Raw genomic sequence first — 15,709 nt, forward strand, 5'->3', positions numbered from 1 at the left:
AAATTACTCCTTTGCATTGTCGATTGGATTGGTGTAAGATGGATAAGTACGCTTTGGCAAAGCGCCGTCGTCAACTGATTTTAGTGTAAAGAAAAAACATTGACAAAACAAGTTGGCCTATCTATAATTCATATTGTTGCAATTGAGGTGATTCGGATGAAGTGGTCTATTGCACAGCTACTTAAGCTACGAAACCAGGGTGACAGTTTTGCCATCGACGAGATGGTCGAACTACCAGAGCTTACTCAGCTCCATCCGGATATCCGCTCGATTCGCCCGGTGCATGTGCACGGGGATGCGTCGTTCACATCTAATCAAGTTACATTCAATTTGAAGGTTCAAGGTGACCTGACGTTGCCAGATGCGCGTACGTTGGACGATGTCATCTATGAATTTGATATTGAATCGCTCGAGCCTTTCTTTTTGGAGAATGGGCGTTATACGGAGCAATTCGATGATGTCAATTTGCCAGAAGGAAATACGATTGATCTGCGACCAATCGTAAGAGAGCTCATCATGTTAGACGTCCCGATGCAAGTTTTCGGGAACGAAACAGACAAAACTCAGGTTGAAGGGGAAGGCTGGTCCGTCATTGACGAGCAGCCGGACGACCAACCAAAAATTGACCCGCGCCTCGCGGGCCTCGCCGACTTGTTCTCTAAAAAAGAGGACGAGAACGGCTAACTTTTCAAGGAGGTGGACAACGATGGCAGTACCATTCCGTAGAACGTCGAAAACTCGCAAACGTCTTCGTCGTACTCACTTCAAACTCAACGTACCTGGTATGAACGAGTGCCCGAACTGTGGCGAAATGAAGCTTTCTCACCGTGTATGCAAATCTTGCGGACACTACAACGGTAAAGAAGTAACAAGCAAATAATGCGAAAAGAAGCGGTCTCCTCGGAGATCGCTTCTTTTTTCTTTTTGGGTCGTGGAAATAGATTGTGGTAAACTTTTGAGTGCAGACTAGACGTGGAGGGATGGCAATGAAGCCGATTAAACGAATTGGGATTATCGGGAACGGCGCCGTCGGCATGCTGATGGCTTCGCTGTTCGAACCGGATTATACGGTGACGCTCTATGGCCGTGTCAACGAGGCGACGACCGTGACGATCGAACGAATCGGCGTCACGAACGGAAAGGCTCATGTAAGCCTTTGTCCGGTGACGTCACTCGCCGAGTCGGAGCAGGACGTTTTTTTTGTGACGACGAAAGCACATCAGGTCGAGGCGGCGACGGAACGATTATCAGGGGATGTGCCCGTCTTCATCTGTTCGAACGGGATCGCCCATCTCGACTACGCACGGAAACGAGGGTTTCATCTCGGCGTGGTCGAACATGGCGTGAGCCGCGACGGCGCCCGGCTCCAGCATACCGGGCTCGGGCGCATCCGGATTGGCAGCCTCGGCTCGCTCGAAGAGATGTCGTTCAACGCATCTCCACTCGATGTCGTCTGGGAAGCAGACATCGAGCAAGTCGTCACCGAGAAGCTATTCGCGAACGCGATCATCAATCCGATCACAGCGCTCTGTCGTGTCGAAAATGGTGCGGTCGCTTCGCCGCCTTGCCGTGACATCGCCGATGCCGTCTATACGGAATTGTCCACATTGTTTGATCTTCACGTGCCGTATACATATATCGAGACCATCATTGAAAAAACGGCCCATAACCGGTCTTCCATGTTACGTGACATCGAAGCAGGGCGCCAGACCGAGGTCGACGCCATCTTGACACCGCTGTTGAAACGGGCCGACGAGCGAGGCATCACATTGACCGTCATTCCCGTCCTACAAAAATTAATTTTAGGAGCGAGCGTATCGTGCTAGTGTATATCGTTTCATTTCCACTCGTCATTTGGTTTATGGTGTATATGATACTTAGAAAAATTATGCCGAAATCGGTTAATACGTTCAAACTCGTCTGTGATGCCGGCGTGGTCCTATGGTTCTATGCGTGTGGGATTTTGCTCGAGGCGATTGTCGGGGTCGATGTGTTCTGGCTGCTGCTCGCCGTCTGTGCCGCCATCTTCCCTGCCAACGCCATTTGGCAGCGGGTTCGCCATGAGGATGTCGTCTATTCGAAGATGTTCGTGCACGGGTGGCGCCTATTGTTTTTGTTGCTCGTCCCGGCCCACTTCGTCTTGTTCACGATCGGCATCGCACGCGAGATGATGTATTAATTGTTTGAAAGGAAGTCGTTATACGTGAGGATAGAGTCGCTAGATGCCATGTACGCCCCGTCGTCTCCGATGATGCAGGTGGAGACAGGCTATTCGAAATGGCTGGACTATAAAGGGATGGACGAACTCGAGGCGAGGGCTGACGAACTGACCGGACGTTCGTTCACGCATTTGCCCGCGCTTGTAACTATATTGCGAGACCAACAAACCGTCCACGGTCCGATGTCTCCCGCGCTCGAATCAAAGCTCGACGCGTTGGCTCGTGGCGAGGCGTTGACGATGGTGACCGGACAGCAAGTCGGGGTATTCGGTGGTCCGTTGTTCGCGGTGTATAAACTGTTGACCGTGATCAAAAAAGCCAAACAGGCAGAAGCGAAACTGAACAAACCGGTCATCCCGATTTTTTGGATGGCGACCGAGGATCACGACTATGCGGAAATCAACCACGTGTTCGTGAGCCAACCGTTGTCGCGTCAATTGCGTAAAGAGGCGCTATCGACGGTCCCGCTCGCCGGCAAGGCATCGATCGGGGAGTTAGAATTCGATCGACTGAAAATTGAGCTCGTTCAAATGCTACAGCGTGTGCTGTTATCAGAGACGGAGACGCCATACACGACGACACTTTATCAAGAGCTCGTCGCCGTGCTCCAAGCGAGCCATTCGTTCGCCGAATTTTTTGGGCGGATGATGCGCCGGTTCGTCGGAGAAGACTTCATCCTGTTCGACCCGCACCAACCGGAAGTCCGGGCGCTCGAACGCGATGCATTCAAGCGGTTGATTCGTGAACAAGATCGTCTGAACACGGCGCTACGAGAGGCGTTCGAGGATGGCATGCCACACGTCGACTTGAACCGGGATGCGGCCCATCTGTTCTATCACGACGGCACACGCGAGTTGTTGACGAAACAAGACGGGGTGTTCACGACGAAACGAGGCCATCGATTCACCGAGGCCGAGTTGCTGCAACAAGTCGAGGAGCACCCGGAGCGGTTCTCGAACAACGTCGTGTCACGTCCGCTCATGCAAGACTTCTTGTTCCCGACGCTCGCTTATATCGCCGGCCCGGGGGAAATCGCCTACTGGCTTCAGTTGCGCCCGCTGTTCCATCTCTTTGGTTGGAACATGCCGCTCCTCATCCCACGGCTCGGGGCCGTCCTCGTTTCGACGAACGATGAGAAGAAGCTTGCCCAAGAAGGCGTGACGCTCGTCGATTACTTGACGAACCCGTTGCCGGACCATACGTTCGATGACGAGGCGTTCGACCAGAGTCTTTACGCCTACCGAACGCTCACGGAAGCGCTCGGTCGCGAAGCCGGGAAGCGGGGCCATCGATTTGACGCCAAGGCGCGACACGTACTTGATCGGCTCGCTGACGAGATGCGGGCCGAGGCGAAACGTGACCAATATCGGTTGAACAGTCGGCGGATTCATCTGTCGACAAGGCTCTTACCGATGGATGCGCCGCAAGAACGGATCTGGTCGATGGTACCGCTCTTGAATCGTCATGGCCTCGATGTGTTCAAACGGCTATTTGCCGCCTACGAACAGTCTGAATCGGAGCGATGTCTCGTTAAACTGTAAAATAAATACCAATGTTTTTGATGGTTCCCTGAGCAATCAGGGAATCTTTTTTGTTTGTTACCTTTTTGTTTCCTCTTTTCGCTAAAAACCTATGCGGCGCTTGACATTTTTATGATAAAGTAAACGTAATAAAATAGTTGAAAAATGTAGGTTGAGAGGGTTTTTGTATGTTTGAGCATGAAACGGTTTTAAAAATGGAGTCCATTGAGGGATTGAATATTAAGCCAGACGGGATTTATGTCGATTGTACGTTAGGAGGAGCCGGTCACAGCGAAGAGATAGTCAAGCGTTTGACGACAGGCCATCTGTACGCCTTTGACCAAGACGACGTCGCGCTCAAGCACGCGAGTGAGCGGTTGGCTCCATATGAGGACCGGGTTACGTTCATTAAAAGCAACTTCGTCCATTTGAAAGATGAACTGCTGGCACGGGGAATCACCCAGGTCGATGGGGTATTGTTTGACCTTGGCGTGTCTTCGCCGCAGCTCGATGAGGCCGAACGTGGCTTTAGCTACAATTACGACGCGCCGTTAGATATGCGCATGGACCGTTCGCGTGAGCTATCGGCTTACCATGTCGTCAACGAATGGCCGTTCGGGGACCTTGCCCGCATCTTCTTTACATACGGGGAAGAGAAATTCTCGAAACAGATCGCCCGCAAGATCGAGCAAGCCCGTGCCGTCAAGCCGATCGAGACGACGTTTGAACTCGTCGAGTTGATTAAAGACGCGATTCCGGCGCCGGCACGACGAAAAGGCGGACACCCTGCGAAACGAACGTTCCAGGCGATCCGCATCGCCGTCAACGATGAATTGAACGTGTTCGACCGCGCCGTCCAAGACGCGATCGATCTACTCGCCATCGGTGGACGGATTTGTGTCATCACGTTCCACTCGTTAGAAGATCGGATTTGTAAGCAAGTCTTCAAAGAGAGAAGCCAGCATCCGCCGTTACCACCAGGATTGCCGGTCATCCCGAAAGAGTTTGAACCCGAGTTGAAGTTGATCACGCGCAAGCCGATCACGGCCGGGGACGTTGAACTTGAAGACAACCGCCGGGCCCGTTCAGCCAAGCTTCGGGTCGCAGAAAAACAAAAATAGACTGTACGTAGGAGGGATACCTGATGCCAGAAGCTGCTCGCAAGGCTTTGCAGCCTCAAGTTTCGCCGAATCGCAATCCGATTCCGCAAGAACGACCAATACCAGCTCCAAAACGACGTACGTTGACTTTGTTCGAATCCATCCTGTACCCGACCATGATCTGTTCAGTTGTCTTGTTCGGTGGCATCACGGTATCGAAACATAACGAAGCGTACAACATCATGCGCGACACGGCTCTGATCACACAAGAGACGAACACGATCGCGAAAGAGAATGAAGAATTGAAGTATGAGATCGCCCAACTAAGCTCACCTGAGAGAATCTATGCGATTGCTGAAAAGCTCGGAATGCAATTCAATGAGAACAACGTCAAGGTGATTGACTGATGAATTCTCTACAACAGAGTAAAAAAAGAGTGGCGTGGGTGGCGATTGTTTGCTTCACACCACTCTTTTTATTTTTTGTCGGTTGGTTCCTTTATTTGTCCGTCTTCCAGACGTACAAAGGGGAAAACATGCTCGCCTTCGCCGAGGAAGAACGCTGGAAAGCGGTCAGTACGTTAAAAGCGGAGCGGGGCGAGATTTTTGATCGGTTTGGACAACCAATCGCCATCAACATCCCGTCGTACCGAGTCGTGGCCGTGTTGAAGCTCGGCGGCGAGCGGGTAGAAAACAAGACGCTCATGCCCGAAGCGTTTCCTGAGGCCGCGAAGCAACTTGCGACCGTGCTTCCGATGACGGAAGGTGACATCTTGAAACGGCTCGAGCAAAACAAAGACCGTGGGCAAATCGAGTTCGGCGTGCCGGGTCGTGATTTAACGGTCGAACAAAAAGAAGAGATTGAAACGTTCAAGATTCCCGGGATCACGTTCGTCGAAGAACCGAAACGCTATTATCCGAACAAAGTGTTCGCATCAAGCGTCGTCGGATACGCCCAAAAGATTGACCAGAATGGGCGGATCGAACTCGTTGGAGAACTCGGGATTGAAAAGTCACTCAATGACGTCTTGAGCGAGTCGTATGGGCTGTATCGGTTCGAGAAAGATTTGGCCGGCCGTCAACTCGTCTCGAGTGACGAGCAATTGAAGGTTGACCCGGAAGATGGGGCGGACGTCCAACTGACGATCGATCACCGCATTCAACAGCTGCTCGATACGAAGATGGAAGAGCTGTATAAAGAGTACAAGCCGAAGAATGCGACGGCGATCATTATGGACCCGAAGACCGGCGAAATCATCGCCTTGTCGGACCGCCCATCATTCGATCCGAACACGCGTGAAATCAGCTCATACAGCAACTTCTCGGTATCGTCCCGCTTCGAGCCGGGGTCGACGATGAAGATCTTCACGTTGGCCGCTGCCATCAACGAAGGTGTCTACAACCCGAACGAACTGTACAAGTCGGGTTCATATAAGTATGGCAAGACCGTATTCAATGATTACAACATTACCGGATGGGGTACGATTCCTATGGTAGAAGGCGTCTGGCACTCGTCGAACGTCGCCTTTTCGATATTGGCGAACGAACGGCTCGGACTCAGTCGCTACGAGGATTATTTCAAAGCGTTCAAGTTCGACCAACGCACGGGCGTCGATTTACCGGGCGAGGTCAACAGCCAGTTCGATTTCGAGAGCCCGCTCAACGTCTTGATCACAGCATGGGGTCAATCGACGGCCGTCACGCCAATGCAAATCTTGCAAGCGACGTCGGCCATCGCGACCGATGGGACGATGAAGCAACCTCATGTCATTAAAAAAGTCGTGAACCGTGAGACGGGCGAGACGATTCGGACGACGAATCCGAAAGTCGTCGGGCAACCGATCACGGCCGAAGCGGCAAAACAGACGCGGGAAGCACTTGACGGCGTCGTCAATAGTGACGTCGGGACGGGGCAATTGTACGCCCTTGACAACTACCGCGTCATCGGGAAAACCGGGACCGCGCAAATCGCGGAGAACGGGAAGTATTTGAGTGGACAATATATCCATTCGTTCGTCGGCATGGCGCCGGAGGACGATCCAGAACTCGTCATGTATATCGCCGTCGACCGTCCGAACAGCGACTCGTCGACGACGGGACCACGCATCATGGCACCGCTGTTCAAAGACGTGATGGACGTCGCGCTCCGTTACCGGAGTGTCGAGCCAGACAAACAGGCGAAGACGATCGATGCGTCGACGAAGACGACAGAGTCATTCGTCGGGCAAGGCCGTGACGAGGCGGTGAAGGCGGCCAAGGCGGCGGCATTCACACCGGTGTCACTCGGCAGTGGCGAAACGGTCATCGCGCAAAGTCCGGTCGAGGGTCAACCGTACGTCGTCGGCGAGCGCTTGCTATTGAAGACGGATGAGTCGTTCACGATGCCGGTCTTGAAAGGTTGGTCGCTCCGTGATGTGAAACGGTTGGCGACACTTTACCAATTGAATTTAGAAATAGACGGTACCGGCTTCGTCACGTCCCAGTCGATTGGGAAAGGCAAGCCTGTCAAGACCGGGGCAACGTTAAAAGTGAAGCTCCAGTCACCGTCGAACTAACGCAAAGGGATGAAGAGGGCCTCGGCTCTCTTTTCCTTTGTCACAGGAGGAAATGGTTATGGAACAGTTGACGATACAAACACTCGCATCTTGGTTCGGCATGAAGACAGATGATACGCGTGAGGTGCGCCACGTCGCAACCGACTCGCGAGACGATAACGCCGACGGCTTGTTCGTCCCAATCATCGGGGCGCGTGTCGATGGACACGATTATATCGAGGCTGCCGTCAAACAAGGTGCGATCGTGACGTTTTGGGAGCAAGACCGGCCGTTGCCGGAAGGGATTGTCGCCATTCCGGTCGCATCGCCGCTTCAGGCGCTTCAAGAGGCGGCGGCCCGCTACTTGGCAGAGATTGATCCAAAAGTCGTAGCCATCACCGGATCGAACGGAAAGACCTCGACGAAAGATATGATCGCCGTCGTGCTCGGCGAGACGTTTAAGACACACAAGACGGCAGGCAATTTCAACTCGGATGTCGGCTTGCCGCTCACCGTGTTACGGATGCCACGCGATACGGAAGTCGCCGTCCTCGAGATGGGGATGAACGGATTCGGTCAAATTGAATTGTTGTCGAAGCTCGCTAAACCGGATATCGCTTTCGTCACGAATATCGGAGAGTCGCACGGAGAACAAGTCGGGGGGCGCGAGGGCATCGCCAAGGCGAAACTCGAGATCAAAGCCGGTCTGAAACCGGGTGGCGTCTTGATCGTCGATGCCGACGAGCCGCTCCTCAGTGAAGCTGGCGGGTACCGCGTCGGTTATGAGGCGACCGCTGACGGCAAGCTCGAGGTCGTGGAGGCGACGTTTGACGCTTCGATTTTCCGATACAACAACGAGTTGTATGAATTGAAAGTGCTCGGCGCCCACCAAATTCGCAACGCTGCCTATGCGATCGCTTGCGGACTCAAGTTCGGATTGGGACACGATACGATCCAACGCGGACTCGATCGGGTCCAGTTGACATCGATGCGGATGGAGAAGCGGATGTTCGGTGATGCGCACTTGATCAATGATGCCTATAACGCCAGCCCGACTTCGATGATCGCCGCCATCGAGACGATGAAAACACTTGAAGGGTTCACGCGACGTGTCCTCGTCCTCGGAGACATGTATGAACTTGGCGCAGATGAAGTCACGCAACACGAAAGTGTCGGCCGTGTCATCACGGCCCCGGTCACAGATTGCGTGCTCATCGGAGAGAAGGCGAAATGGATTGCGAACGGCATTACCGACCCGCGTGTGAACGTGACAACGGTGCCGACCGTCGAGGAAGCGAAAGTGCTTCTCGGCAGTTATCAACGCCCCCAGACTGTGATATTGTTAAAAGCATCGCGAGGACTGGCGCTTGAGCGCTTAGTTCAATAAAGAGAGTAGTGAGGTACGAACATGCTAATCAGTTTAATCGTCTTAATCAGTTCATTATTGACCGTATTGGTCGTCATGCCGCGGGCCATCCCGGCACTGCGTAACTTAAAGTTTGGCCAAGAAATCCGTGACGAAGGTCCGGGTTGGCATCAAAAGAAATCAGGCACTCCGACGATGGGAGGCATCGTCATTTTGCTCGCCCTCATCATCGGATTCCTCGTCTCGGTCGTCTTCGGAGAAGCCGTCGCCGGATTCGGGACGCTCTTGTTCGTGACACTCGCCTTCGGTGTGATCGGCTTCCTTGACGACTACATCAAAGTCGTCAACAAACGTAACCTCGGTTTGACATCGCTCCAGAAATTGATCGGCCAAATCGTCGTCTCCGTCCTGTTCGTCTGGTTCCTCTCACTCGGTGGGGAGCTCGACACGACGATTCAAATCCCGTTCACCTCGATCGCGTTTGAAACGGGTTGGTTCTATGTGGCCATCGTCATCTTCTGGCTTGTCGGTTTCTCGAACGCGGTCAACTTGACGGACGGTCTCGACGGTCTCGTCTCGTTCTCGGCCATCCCGACGTTCGCCTTCTTCGGCATCTATGCCCTCGGGCAAGATGAAGCCGGAATCGCTTGGTTCGCCTTCAGTGCCGTCGGCGCCTTGCTCGGTTTCCTCGTCTTCAATAAATACCCGGCAAAAATCTTCATGGGCGACACGGGGTCGCTCGCCCTCGGTGGTGCGGTCGCGGGTCTCGCCCTTATGCTCAAGCTCGAGTTGTTGCTCGTCTTTGTCGGTATCATCTTTGTCATCGAGACGCTCAGCGTCATTTTGCAAGTGCTCTCGTTCAAGACGACGGGCAAACGAATCTTTAAGATGAGCCCGATCCATCACCATTTCGAAATGGTCGGTTGGTCAGAATGGCGCATCGTCTTGACGTTCGGTGGAATTAGTTTGATCACGGCAGTCTTGTCGTTACTACTCATGTAATGGATGGTGGAAGACATGCAACAACAGTGGAACGATAAACGAGTCCTCGTACTCGGCGCGGCACGGAGCGGCATCGCCGCTGCCGCTTACTTAAGAAATGTCGGCGCGAACGTGACCATCAATACCGGGAGCGAACCGTCAACGGAAGAACGGATGAAAATCGAAGCGCTCGGCATCAACGGCGTCTTCGGTTCCCATCCGCTCGAATTGCTCGACACGACGGATATGATCGTCAAAAACCCGGGCATCCCGTATCACATCCCGCTCCTTCAAGCAGCGCTTGAGCGGAACATCCCGATCTATACAGAAGTGGAGCTCGCCTACTTGGCGACCGATGCCACGTTCGTCGCCATCACTGGTTCGAACGGGAAGACGACGACGACGACGCTCGTCCACGAATTGCTTAAAGGGGGAAGTCGTCCGGTGCATGTGGCAGGGAATATCGGTTTCCCGGCCATCGAAGTGGCATCGAAAGCGAAGCAGGGTGACGTCATCGTCATCGAGCTGTCGAGCTTTCAACTGATGGGCGTCGAACAGTTCCATCCGCAAGCGGCGGCACTGTTGAACTTGTCACCGGCGCATTTGGATTACCACGGCGACTTTGACTCGTATGCCGATGCCAAAGGAAACTTGTTCCGGAACATGACGGCCGCAGACCGTGTCGTCGTCAAAGGCAGCGACACGGAAGTGATGAAACGTGTCCCGTCCGGTCTTCCCGTCTCAATGTTCGGTTACGACAGTGGAGACGCACACGTAGTGGACGGTTGGATCACGCTTCATGGAGAACCGGTCATCCGCGTCGAGGACCTTGCCCTTGGTGGGGCCCATAACGTCGAGAACGTGTTGGCAGCCTTGTTGCTCGTCGAACCGTTCGACATTCCGCGAGCACACATCGAACGCGTCCTTCAGACGTTCGGCGGAGTGGCTCACCGTACAGAGAGCCTCGGGCGAGTGCTCGGCCGCCGGGTGTATAACGACTCGAAAGCGACGAACAACGTGGCCGCCGAAGCCGCATTGAACGGTTTCGAGGCCCCGATCGTCTGGGTGTGCGGAGGACTCGAACGTGGCGCCGACCTCACTTCTCTCGTTCCGGCGCTCGGCCGGGTCAAAGCGATTGTCGCTTATGGCGAGACAGCAGAGCGGTTCAAGTCGTTAGGTGAGGCCGAGCTGATTCCGTCGTTCGCGGTCGCTACGCTCGAGGCGGCGGTACCGCTCGCGTTCGAACAGTCGGCGACTGATGACGTGATCTTATTATCGCCGGCTTGTGCAAGTTGGGATCAATATAAGACGTTCGAAGAGCGCGGCGAACATTTCGTCCGACTCGTGAATTCATATGAGGAGGCCAATCGATGAAAGTTATGATTTCTGGTGGAGGGACGGGTGGACATATCTACCCGGCACTCGCTCTTCTCGACACACTCAAAGCGAGGCACCCGAACCTCGAGGTGCTTTATATCGGGACTGAGAACGGTCTCGAGGCTGACCTCGTTCCACGGGCGGGCGTCCCGTTCAAATCGATCCGGATTGCCGGACTAAAACGTTCTCTATCGCTAGACAACATCAAGACGGCGTATTGGTTCATTCAATCCGTCCTCACGTTACGTAAAGAGATGAAGACGTTTCGTCCGGATGTCGTCATCGGAACGGGCGGCTTCGTCTCAGGACCGGTCGTCTTTACGGCACAGCAGCTCGGAATTCCGACCATCTTGCATGAACAGAACAGCATCCCGGGCTTGACGAACAAGTTCCTCTCGAAGAAAGCCGACCGCGTCGCCTTGTCGTTCGCTGGTTCTGAGTCGCAGTTTCCCGGAGCCAACGTTCGCGTCATCGGAAACCCGCGTGGGAGCGAAGTGTTGAAGACGACCGTAGATGAGGCGGCCGTCCGTGCCGAGTACGGGATTGATGAGCGGCCGATCGTCTTGATTTACGGCGGAAGCCGCGGGGCAGAAGCGATCAATCGCGCTGTCATCGAAGCTATTCCCGAGCTCGCGGCTGAACCGGTGAACGTCCTCTACGTGACCGGGAACGTGCACTACGACAACGTCGTGGCCACCGCGCCAACAGCTGAAAACGTCCATGTCTTGCCATACGTCTACGATATGCCTGAGCTTCTCGCTTGCGCGAGCCTCGTCGTGTCACGGGCCGGCGCGTCGACGATCTCGGAGTTGACCGCGCTCGGTCTACCGAGCATCTTGATCCCGAGCCCGTATGTGACGGCCGATCATCAGACGAAAAATGCGTCAGCCCTCGTTGAGAGCGGCGCGGCCGAATTGATCAAAGAAGGAGACTTGACGGGCGAGACACTCGTCAAGTCGATCCGTCACGTATTGGCACATCATACTGAGATGGCAGAAGCATCGAAACGGCTAGGATTCCCGCAAGCTGCGGAATCACTCGCCGACCTCGTCGAAGAAGTCCGCCGATAAAGGAGAATAGACATGGAGACACGTCAGAACACCGTTCGTAGTTTAGAAGACCGTATCCCGTATATGAAAGATCAGCGTCGTAAAAAAGCGAACCGACGCTTGTCGACCATCTTGATCTTATTCGCGGTGCTGATCGCACTCGTCGTATATATGCAGACGTCGGTCTCTGACGTGAAGGCGGTGAACGTGAACGGTCTGTCCTGGCTGACAGAAGCGTACGTGCTCGCCGGGACGGACATCGATACGTCCACAAAAATCGTTCAAGTGTCACCGAAGGAGATTGAACGAGAACTCCGCGCCGTGCCTGGCGTGAAAGATGTCGACGTCGACCGCTCATGGTATAACATCGTGACAATCGATGTCGAAGAAGAAAAGATGATCGCGTACTCGCGGACGGATCAAGAAGAAGTCGTGGTACTTGCCGATGGCTCGCTTCATCCGACTGGCGGTATCACCGACCCTGAGAAGTTAAAGGACGGTCCACTCTTGCGTGAATTCACGGATAAAACGGAACTCGAAAAAATCGCGACTGAGCTTGAACAAGTCGATGACGCGATGCGGGCCCGGATGTCGGAGATCGTGTTCTCGAAACAAGACGGGGAATCGACCCGATATGAGATTTATATGAACGACGGCAACACGATTCAAACGCCGACGTTCAAGCTCAGTCAAACCGTGTCCAAATACGGTGAAATCTATGAAAACATTCCAAAAGGACAACGAGGAACTGTCGTCATGGATGGCGGATATTATTTCGTCCCGTATGAAAAACCGAAAGAATAATCTGATATTTTACAGTCCTTAGACACATAAGGGCTGTTTTTTTATCGATTGTAATCGAATTGACACCCCAAAACCGCTTAATTTGTAGGATTCTACCTTTTCTCACTATCTTATTTGTTGTAAACTTAGACGTGAGATATCTTGCCGGACCTAACAATATTTTTGGATATCTGTAACAATCTAACGGAATTCAAGTATAGAAATTAAAGCGCGGAGGTGTTTCCCTTTTGGAAGCGAATGGTTATGTGGCCGCATTGGATATAGGAACGTCAGAAATTAAGCTCGTCGTGGGTGAATTACTCGGGGGAACGCTTAACATTTTGGCGGAGGGGTGTGCCCCGTCTGCAGGAGTAAAACGTGGCGCCGTCGTCGACATCGATAAGACGGTTCAAGCCATCAAACAAGCCGTCGAACATGCCGAAGCGGCACTCGGTGATCAAATTCGGTCGGTATATGTTGCCATCGAAGGGGAACATATCCAAATCGCCCCATGTCACGGAATCGCGTCGGTCAAACGAGAAGACCAAGAAATCACGGATACAGACGTCATCGAAGTCATCAACTCGGCGCAAGTCATGCGCTTGCCGGACGAGATGAGCGTCATCGATGTGATCCCGTCGTCATTCACGGTCGATCAACAGACAGGTGTCGTCGATCCTCGGGGAATGCTCGGCTATCGTTTAGAGATGCACGGGAAGATGGTAACTGGTTCGAAGACGATTTTACATAGCATTCGTCGCTCCATCGAACGAGCGGGTCTGAAACTCGAAGGGTTCGTCCTCGGCAACTTGGCACTCGGTATGAGCGCGGCATCTGTCGACGAAATCGATCTTGGTATCGGATTGATCGATATCGGACATGAAAAGACAACCGTCTCTGTCTTCTATCGGGGCGACCTTGTCTACTCATATATCCTTCCTGTCGGAGGCGATCATATGACACGCGACTTGGTTTACAAGCTCAACTGTAAATACCAGGACGCCAAAGTGGCGAAAGAAGAATACGGACTCGCCCTTGAAGAAATGGCCGACGCATCCGAGGGCTTCTCGTTCACGAACATTAACGGAGAAGTCACGTTCGAACCGCAAGCAGAAATTAGTTATGTTTTAGAGGCAAGAATAGAGGAAATGTTTACACTTGTGTTGAATAGAGTGCAAAAGGTAGGCGTCCCGACGCTCAGTGGAGGATATCTCCTCTGCGGTGGGGCCGCTGCTTTACCTGGCATCCAAGAATTGGCGACTCGTGTTATGGGTCAAACGACGAGACTGTATCAGCCTTCGTCGATTGGCGTCAGACACCCGAAATACGCGACCGCGGTCGGCGTCCTCAAGTACGTGCTTATGAGCGATCATCACGTCTCGAAGTCACGACTTGAAAAGCCGGAAGAGCGCGTGACCGTCACGAAACCGGACGGCACGATGCCAAACGACCACGACCACGACGTGGATGTGGAGCGGGACGATCGCGAAACGAAAAATGGATTTGGCCGCTTAATGGAAAAACTATTTGGCGTGTAAACTTGACGTTGTGTTAACAATTGGAAATTACGTAGGGGGATACCTGAAATGATGTACTTTGATGAGGCGATTGACGCCGTAGCAAAAATTAAAGTAATTGGAGTCGGTGGTGGCGGTTCAAACGCCGTCAACCGTATGATCGAGCACGGAGTGCAAGGTGTCGAGTTCATCGCCGTCAACACAGACGCGCAAGCACTCAACATGTCAAAAGCAGACGTGAAGCTTCAACTTGGCGCGAAATTGACGCGTGGCCTCGGTGCCGGCGCAAATCCTGATATCGGGAAAAAAGCGGCAGAAGAGAGCCGTGAACAGTTGATTGAAGCGCTTGATGGCGCCGACATGGTCTTCGTCACAGCAGGTATGGGCGGAGGAACCGGGACTGGGGCTGCACCTGTCATCGCTGAGATTTCGAAAGAAATCGGAGCGCTCACGGTCGGTGTCGTCACAAAACCGTTCATGTTCGAAGGACGCAAACGGATGCAACACGCCCAACACGGGATTCAAGCGTTCAAAGAAAAAGTGGATACACTCATCGTTATTCCGAACGATAAGTTGCTTGAAATCGTCGAGCGCAATACGCCGATGATCGAAGCGTTCCGTGAAGCGGATAATGTCCTTCGTCAAGGTGTCCAAGGGATCACAGACTTGATCGCCATCCCTGGACTCATCAACCTCGACTTCGCTGACGTGAAGACGATCATGACAGAAAAAGGCTCGGCCCTCATGGGTGTCGGTGTCGCGACAGGCGAGAACCGTGCCGTCGAGGCAGCGAAGAAAGCCATCTCATCTCCACTTCTCGAGTCTTCAATCGAAGGCGCGAAAGGTGTCTTGATGAACATCACAGGCGGACTTAGCCTCAGCTTGTTCGAAGTCACGGAAGCTGCTCAAATCGTACAAAGTGCCGCTGATGAAGAAGTGAACTTGATTTTCGGTTCGGTCATCAACGAAAACTTGAACGACGAGATCATCGTAACCGTGATCGCAACTGAATTCGCAGAAGAAGCGCAAGGGACGAACCCGTTCCTCCAGCAACCGAAGAAAAAACCGGAAGCTGAAGTGAACCGTGAGGCTCAACCGAAAACGCAAGAAGCTGCGCCACAAGATGAAGGGAACTTCCATAGACCGGTCTATGGCGGGGACGTCCCAGACGAGACGATCAACATCCCAGCGTTCGTAAGACAACGCCGTAACTAAACAACAGGGGGGTGCCGGTTCTCGGCATCCCTTTTTTCTAAAAAAGGAG

15 protein-coding genes are annotated in these 15,709 nt (G+C 53.3%); all 15 read left to right on the forward strand.

Annotated features, from left to right (window positions below; all coding sequences use genetic code 11):
- The first annotated feature begins 156 nt into the window (after positions 1-156).
- The 15 genes from KNP74_RS06545 to ftsZ all read left to right on the forward strand — a co-directional run bounded on the left by KNP74_RS06545 (position 157) and on the right by ftsZ (position 15,660).
- Positions 157-684: a YceD family protein gene (locus KNP74_RS06545; RefSeq protein WP_034777064.1), complete on the forward strand. Its 528-nt coding sequence runs from the start codon at positions 157-159 to the stop codon at positions 682-684.
- Between the two features lie 22 nt (positions 685-706).
- A complete protein-coding gene (gene rpmF / locus KNP74_RS06550; protein WP_015881300.1) occupies positions 707-880 on the forward strand; it encodes a 50S ribosomal protein L32 in 174 nt (57 codons plus the stop codon).
- Positions 881-986: 106 nt separating this feature from the next.
- Positions 987-1,826 (forward strand): 2-dehydropantoate 2-reductase, encoded by an 840-nt coding sequence (locus KNP74_RS06555; RefSeq protein ID WP_214763860.1) that lies wholly within the window; start codon positions 987-989, stop codon positions 1,824-1,826.
- Entirely contained in the window at positions 1,826-2,179 is a 354-nt protein-coding gene (locus KNP74_RS06560) for a DUF3397 domain-containing protein (protein ID WP_332908955.1), read from the forward strand. The genes KNP74_RS06555 and KNP74_RS06560 overlap by 1 nt, the downstream gene beginning before the upstream one ends.
- Positions 2,180-2,203: 24 nt before the next feature.
- Complete coding sequence (bshC, locus tag KNP74_RS06565; protein ID WP_371816321.1) at positions 2,204-3,760, forward strand: bacillithiol biosynthesis cysteine-adding enzyme BshC; 1,557 nt, start codon at positions 2,204-2,206, stop codon at positions 3,758-3,760.
- A 167-nt stretch (positions 3,761-3,927) separates the two neighbouring features.
- Entirely contained in the window at positions 3,928-4,860 is a 933-nt protein-coding gene (gene rsmH / locus KNP74_RS06570) for a 16S rRNA (cytosine(1402)-N(4))-methyltransferase RsmH (protein WP_034777067.1), read from the forward strand.
- 23 nt (positions 4,861-4,883) lie between these two features.
- Positions 4,884-5,246: a cell division protein FtsL gene (gene ftsL, locus KNP74_RS06575; protein ID WP_251126243.1), complete on the forward strand. Its 363-nt coding sequence runs from the start codon at positions 4,884-4,886 to the stop codon at positions 5,244-5,246.
- 38 nt (positions 5,247-5,284) lie between these two features.
- Entirely contained in the window at positions 5,285-7,393 is a 2,109-nt protein-coding gene (locus KNP74_RS06580) for a penicillin-binding transpeptidase domain-containing protein (RefSeq protein WP_353048144.1), read from the forward strand.
- 58 nt (positions 7,394-7,451) lie between these two features.
- Complete coding sequence (locus tag KNP74_RS06585) at positions 7,452-8,759, forward strand: UDP-N-acetylmuramoyl-tripeptide--D-alanyl-D-alanine ligase (RefSeq protein ID WP_251126244.1); 1,308 nt, start codon at positions 7,452-7,454, stop codon at positions 8,757-8,759.
- Positions 8,760-8,780: 21 nt separating this feature from the next.
- On the forward strand, positions 8,781-9,740 hold the full coding sequence (mraY, locus tag KNP74_RS06590; protein WP_034777072.1) for a phospho-N-acetylmuramoyl-pentapeptide-transferase: 960 nt from the start codon (positions 8,781-8,783) through the stop codon (positions 9,738-9,740).
- Positions 9,741-9,755: 15 nt separating this feature from the next.
- On the forward strand, positions 9,756-11,093 hold the full coding sequence (gene murD, locus KNP74_RS06595) for a UDP-N-acetylmuramoyl-L-alanine--D-glutamate ligase (RefSeq protein ID WP_251126245.1): 1,338 nt from the start codon (positions 9,756-9,758) through the stop codon (positions 11,091-11,093).
- Positions 11,090-12,166, forward strand: a complete 1,077-nt coding sequence (gene murG / locus KNP74_RS06600; protein ID WP_214763862.1) for an undecaprenyldiphospho-muramoylpentapeptide beta-N-acetylglucosaminyltransferase — start codon at positions 11,090-11,092, stop codon at positions 12,164-12,166. Before murD ends, murG begins: the two co-directional genes overlap by 4 nt.
- Before the next feature lie 12 nt (positions 12,167-12,178).
- A complete protein-coding gene (locus KNP74_RS06605; RefSeq protein ID WP_138859652.1) occupies positions 12,179-12,949 on the forward strand; it encodes a cell division protein FtsQ/DivIB in 771 nt (256 codons plus the stop codon).
- Between the two features lie 227 nt (positions 12,950-13,176).
- Positions 13,177-14,466: a cell division protein FtsA gene (gene ftsA, locus KNP74_RS06610; RefSeq protein ID WP_034777079.1), complete on the forward strand. Its 1,290-nt coding sequence runs from the start codon at positions 13,177-13,179 to the stop codon at positions 14,464-14,466.
- Between the two features lie 48 nt (positions 14,467-14,514).
- On the forward strand, positions 14,515-15,660 hold the full coding sequence (gene ftsZ / locus KNP74_RS06615; protein ID WP_034777081.1) for a cell division protein FtsZ: 1,146 nt from the start codon (positions 14,515-14,517) through the stop codon (positions 15,658-15,660).
- Positions 15,661-15,709: the final 49 nt, after the last annotated feature.

The sequence above is a fragment of the Exiguobacterium sp. s141 genome, assembly GCF_018618085.1.
In the GTDB taxonomy this organism is placed as follows: Bacteria; Bacillota; Bacilli; order Exiguobacteriales; family Exiguobacteriaceae; genus Exiguobacterium; species Exiguobacterium mexicanum_A.

Bases quoted from the DNA above. Each gene is read 5' to 3' on its own strand.
- ftsZ (WP_034777081.1), top strand. From the start codon at position 14,515: ATGATGTACTTTGATGAGGCGATTGACGCCGTAGCAAAAATTAAAGTA.
- rpmF (WP_015881300.1), top strand. From the start codon at position 707: ATGGCAGTACCATTCCGTAGAACGTCGAAAACTCGCAAACGTCTTCGT.
- murG (WP_214763862.1), top strand. From the start codon at position 11,090: ATGAAAGTTATGATTTCTGGTGGAGGGACGGGTGGACATATCTACCCG.
- rsmH (WP_034777067.1), top strand. From the start codon at position 3,928: ATGTTTGAGCATGAAACGGTTTTAAAAATGGAGTCCATTGAGGGATTG.
- ftsL (WP_251126243.1), top strand. From the start codon at position 4,884: ATGCCAGAAGCTGCTCGCAAGGCTTTGCAGCCTCAAGTTTCGCCGAAT.
- KNP74_RS06605 (WP_138859652.1), top strand. From the start codon at position 12,179: ATGGAGACACGTCAGAACACCGTTCGTAGTTTAGAAGACCGTATCCCG.
- KNP74_RS06585 (WP_251126244.1), top strand. From the start codon at position 7,452: ATGGAACAGTTGACGATACAAACACTCGCATCTTGGTTCGGCATGAAG.
- KNP74_RS06545 (WP_034777064.1), top strand. From the start codon at position 157: ATGAAGTGGTCTATTGCACAGCTACTTAAGCTACGAAACCAGGGTGAC.
- murD (WP_251126245.1), top strand. From the start codon at position 9,756: ATGCAACAACAGTGGAACGATAAACGAGTCCTCGTACTCGGCGCGGCA.
- KNP74_RS06555 (WP_214763860.1), top strand. From the start codon at position 987: ATGAAGCCGATTAAACGAATTGGGATTATCGGGAACGGCGCCGTCGGC.
- mraY (WP_034777072.1), top strand. From the start codon at position 8,781: ATGCTAATCAGTTTAATCGTCTTAATCAGTTCATTATTGACCGTATTG.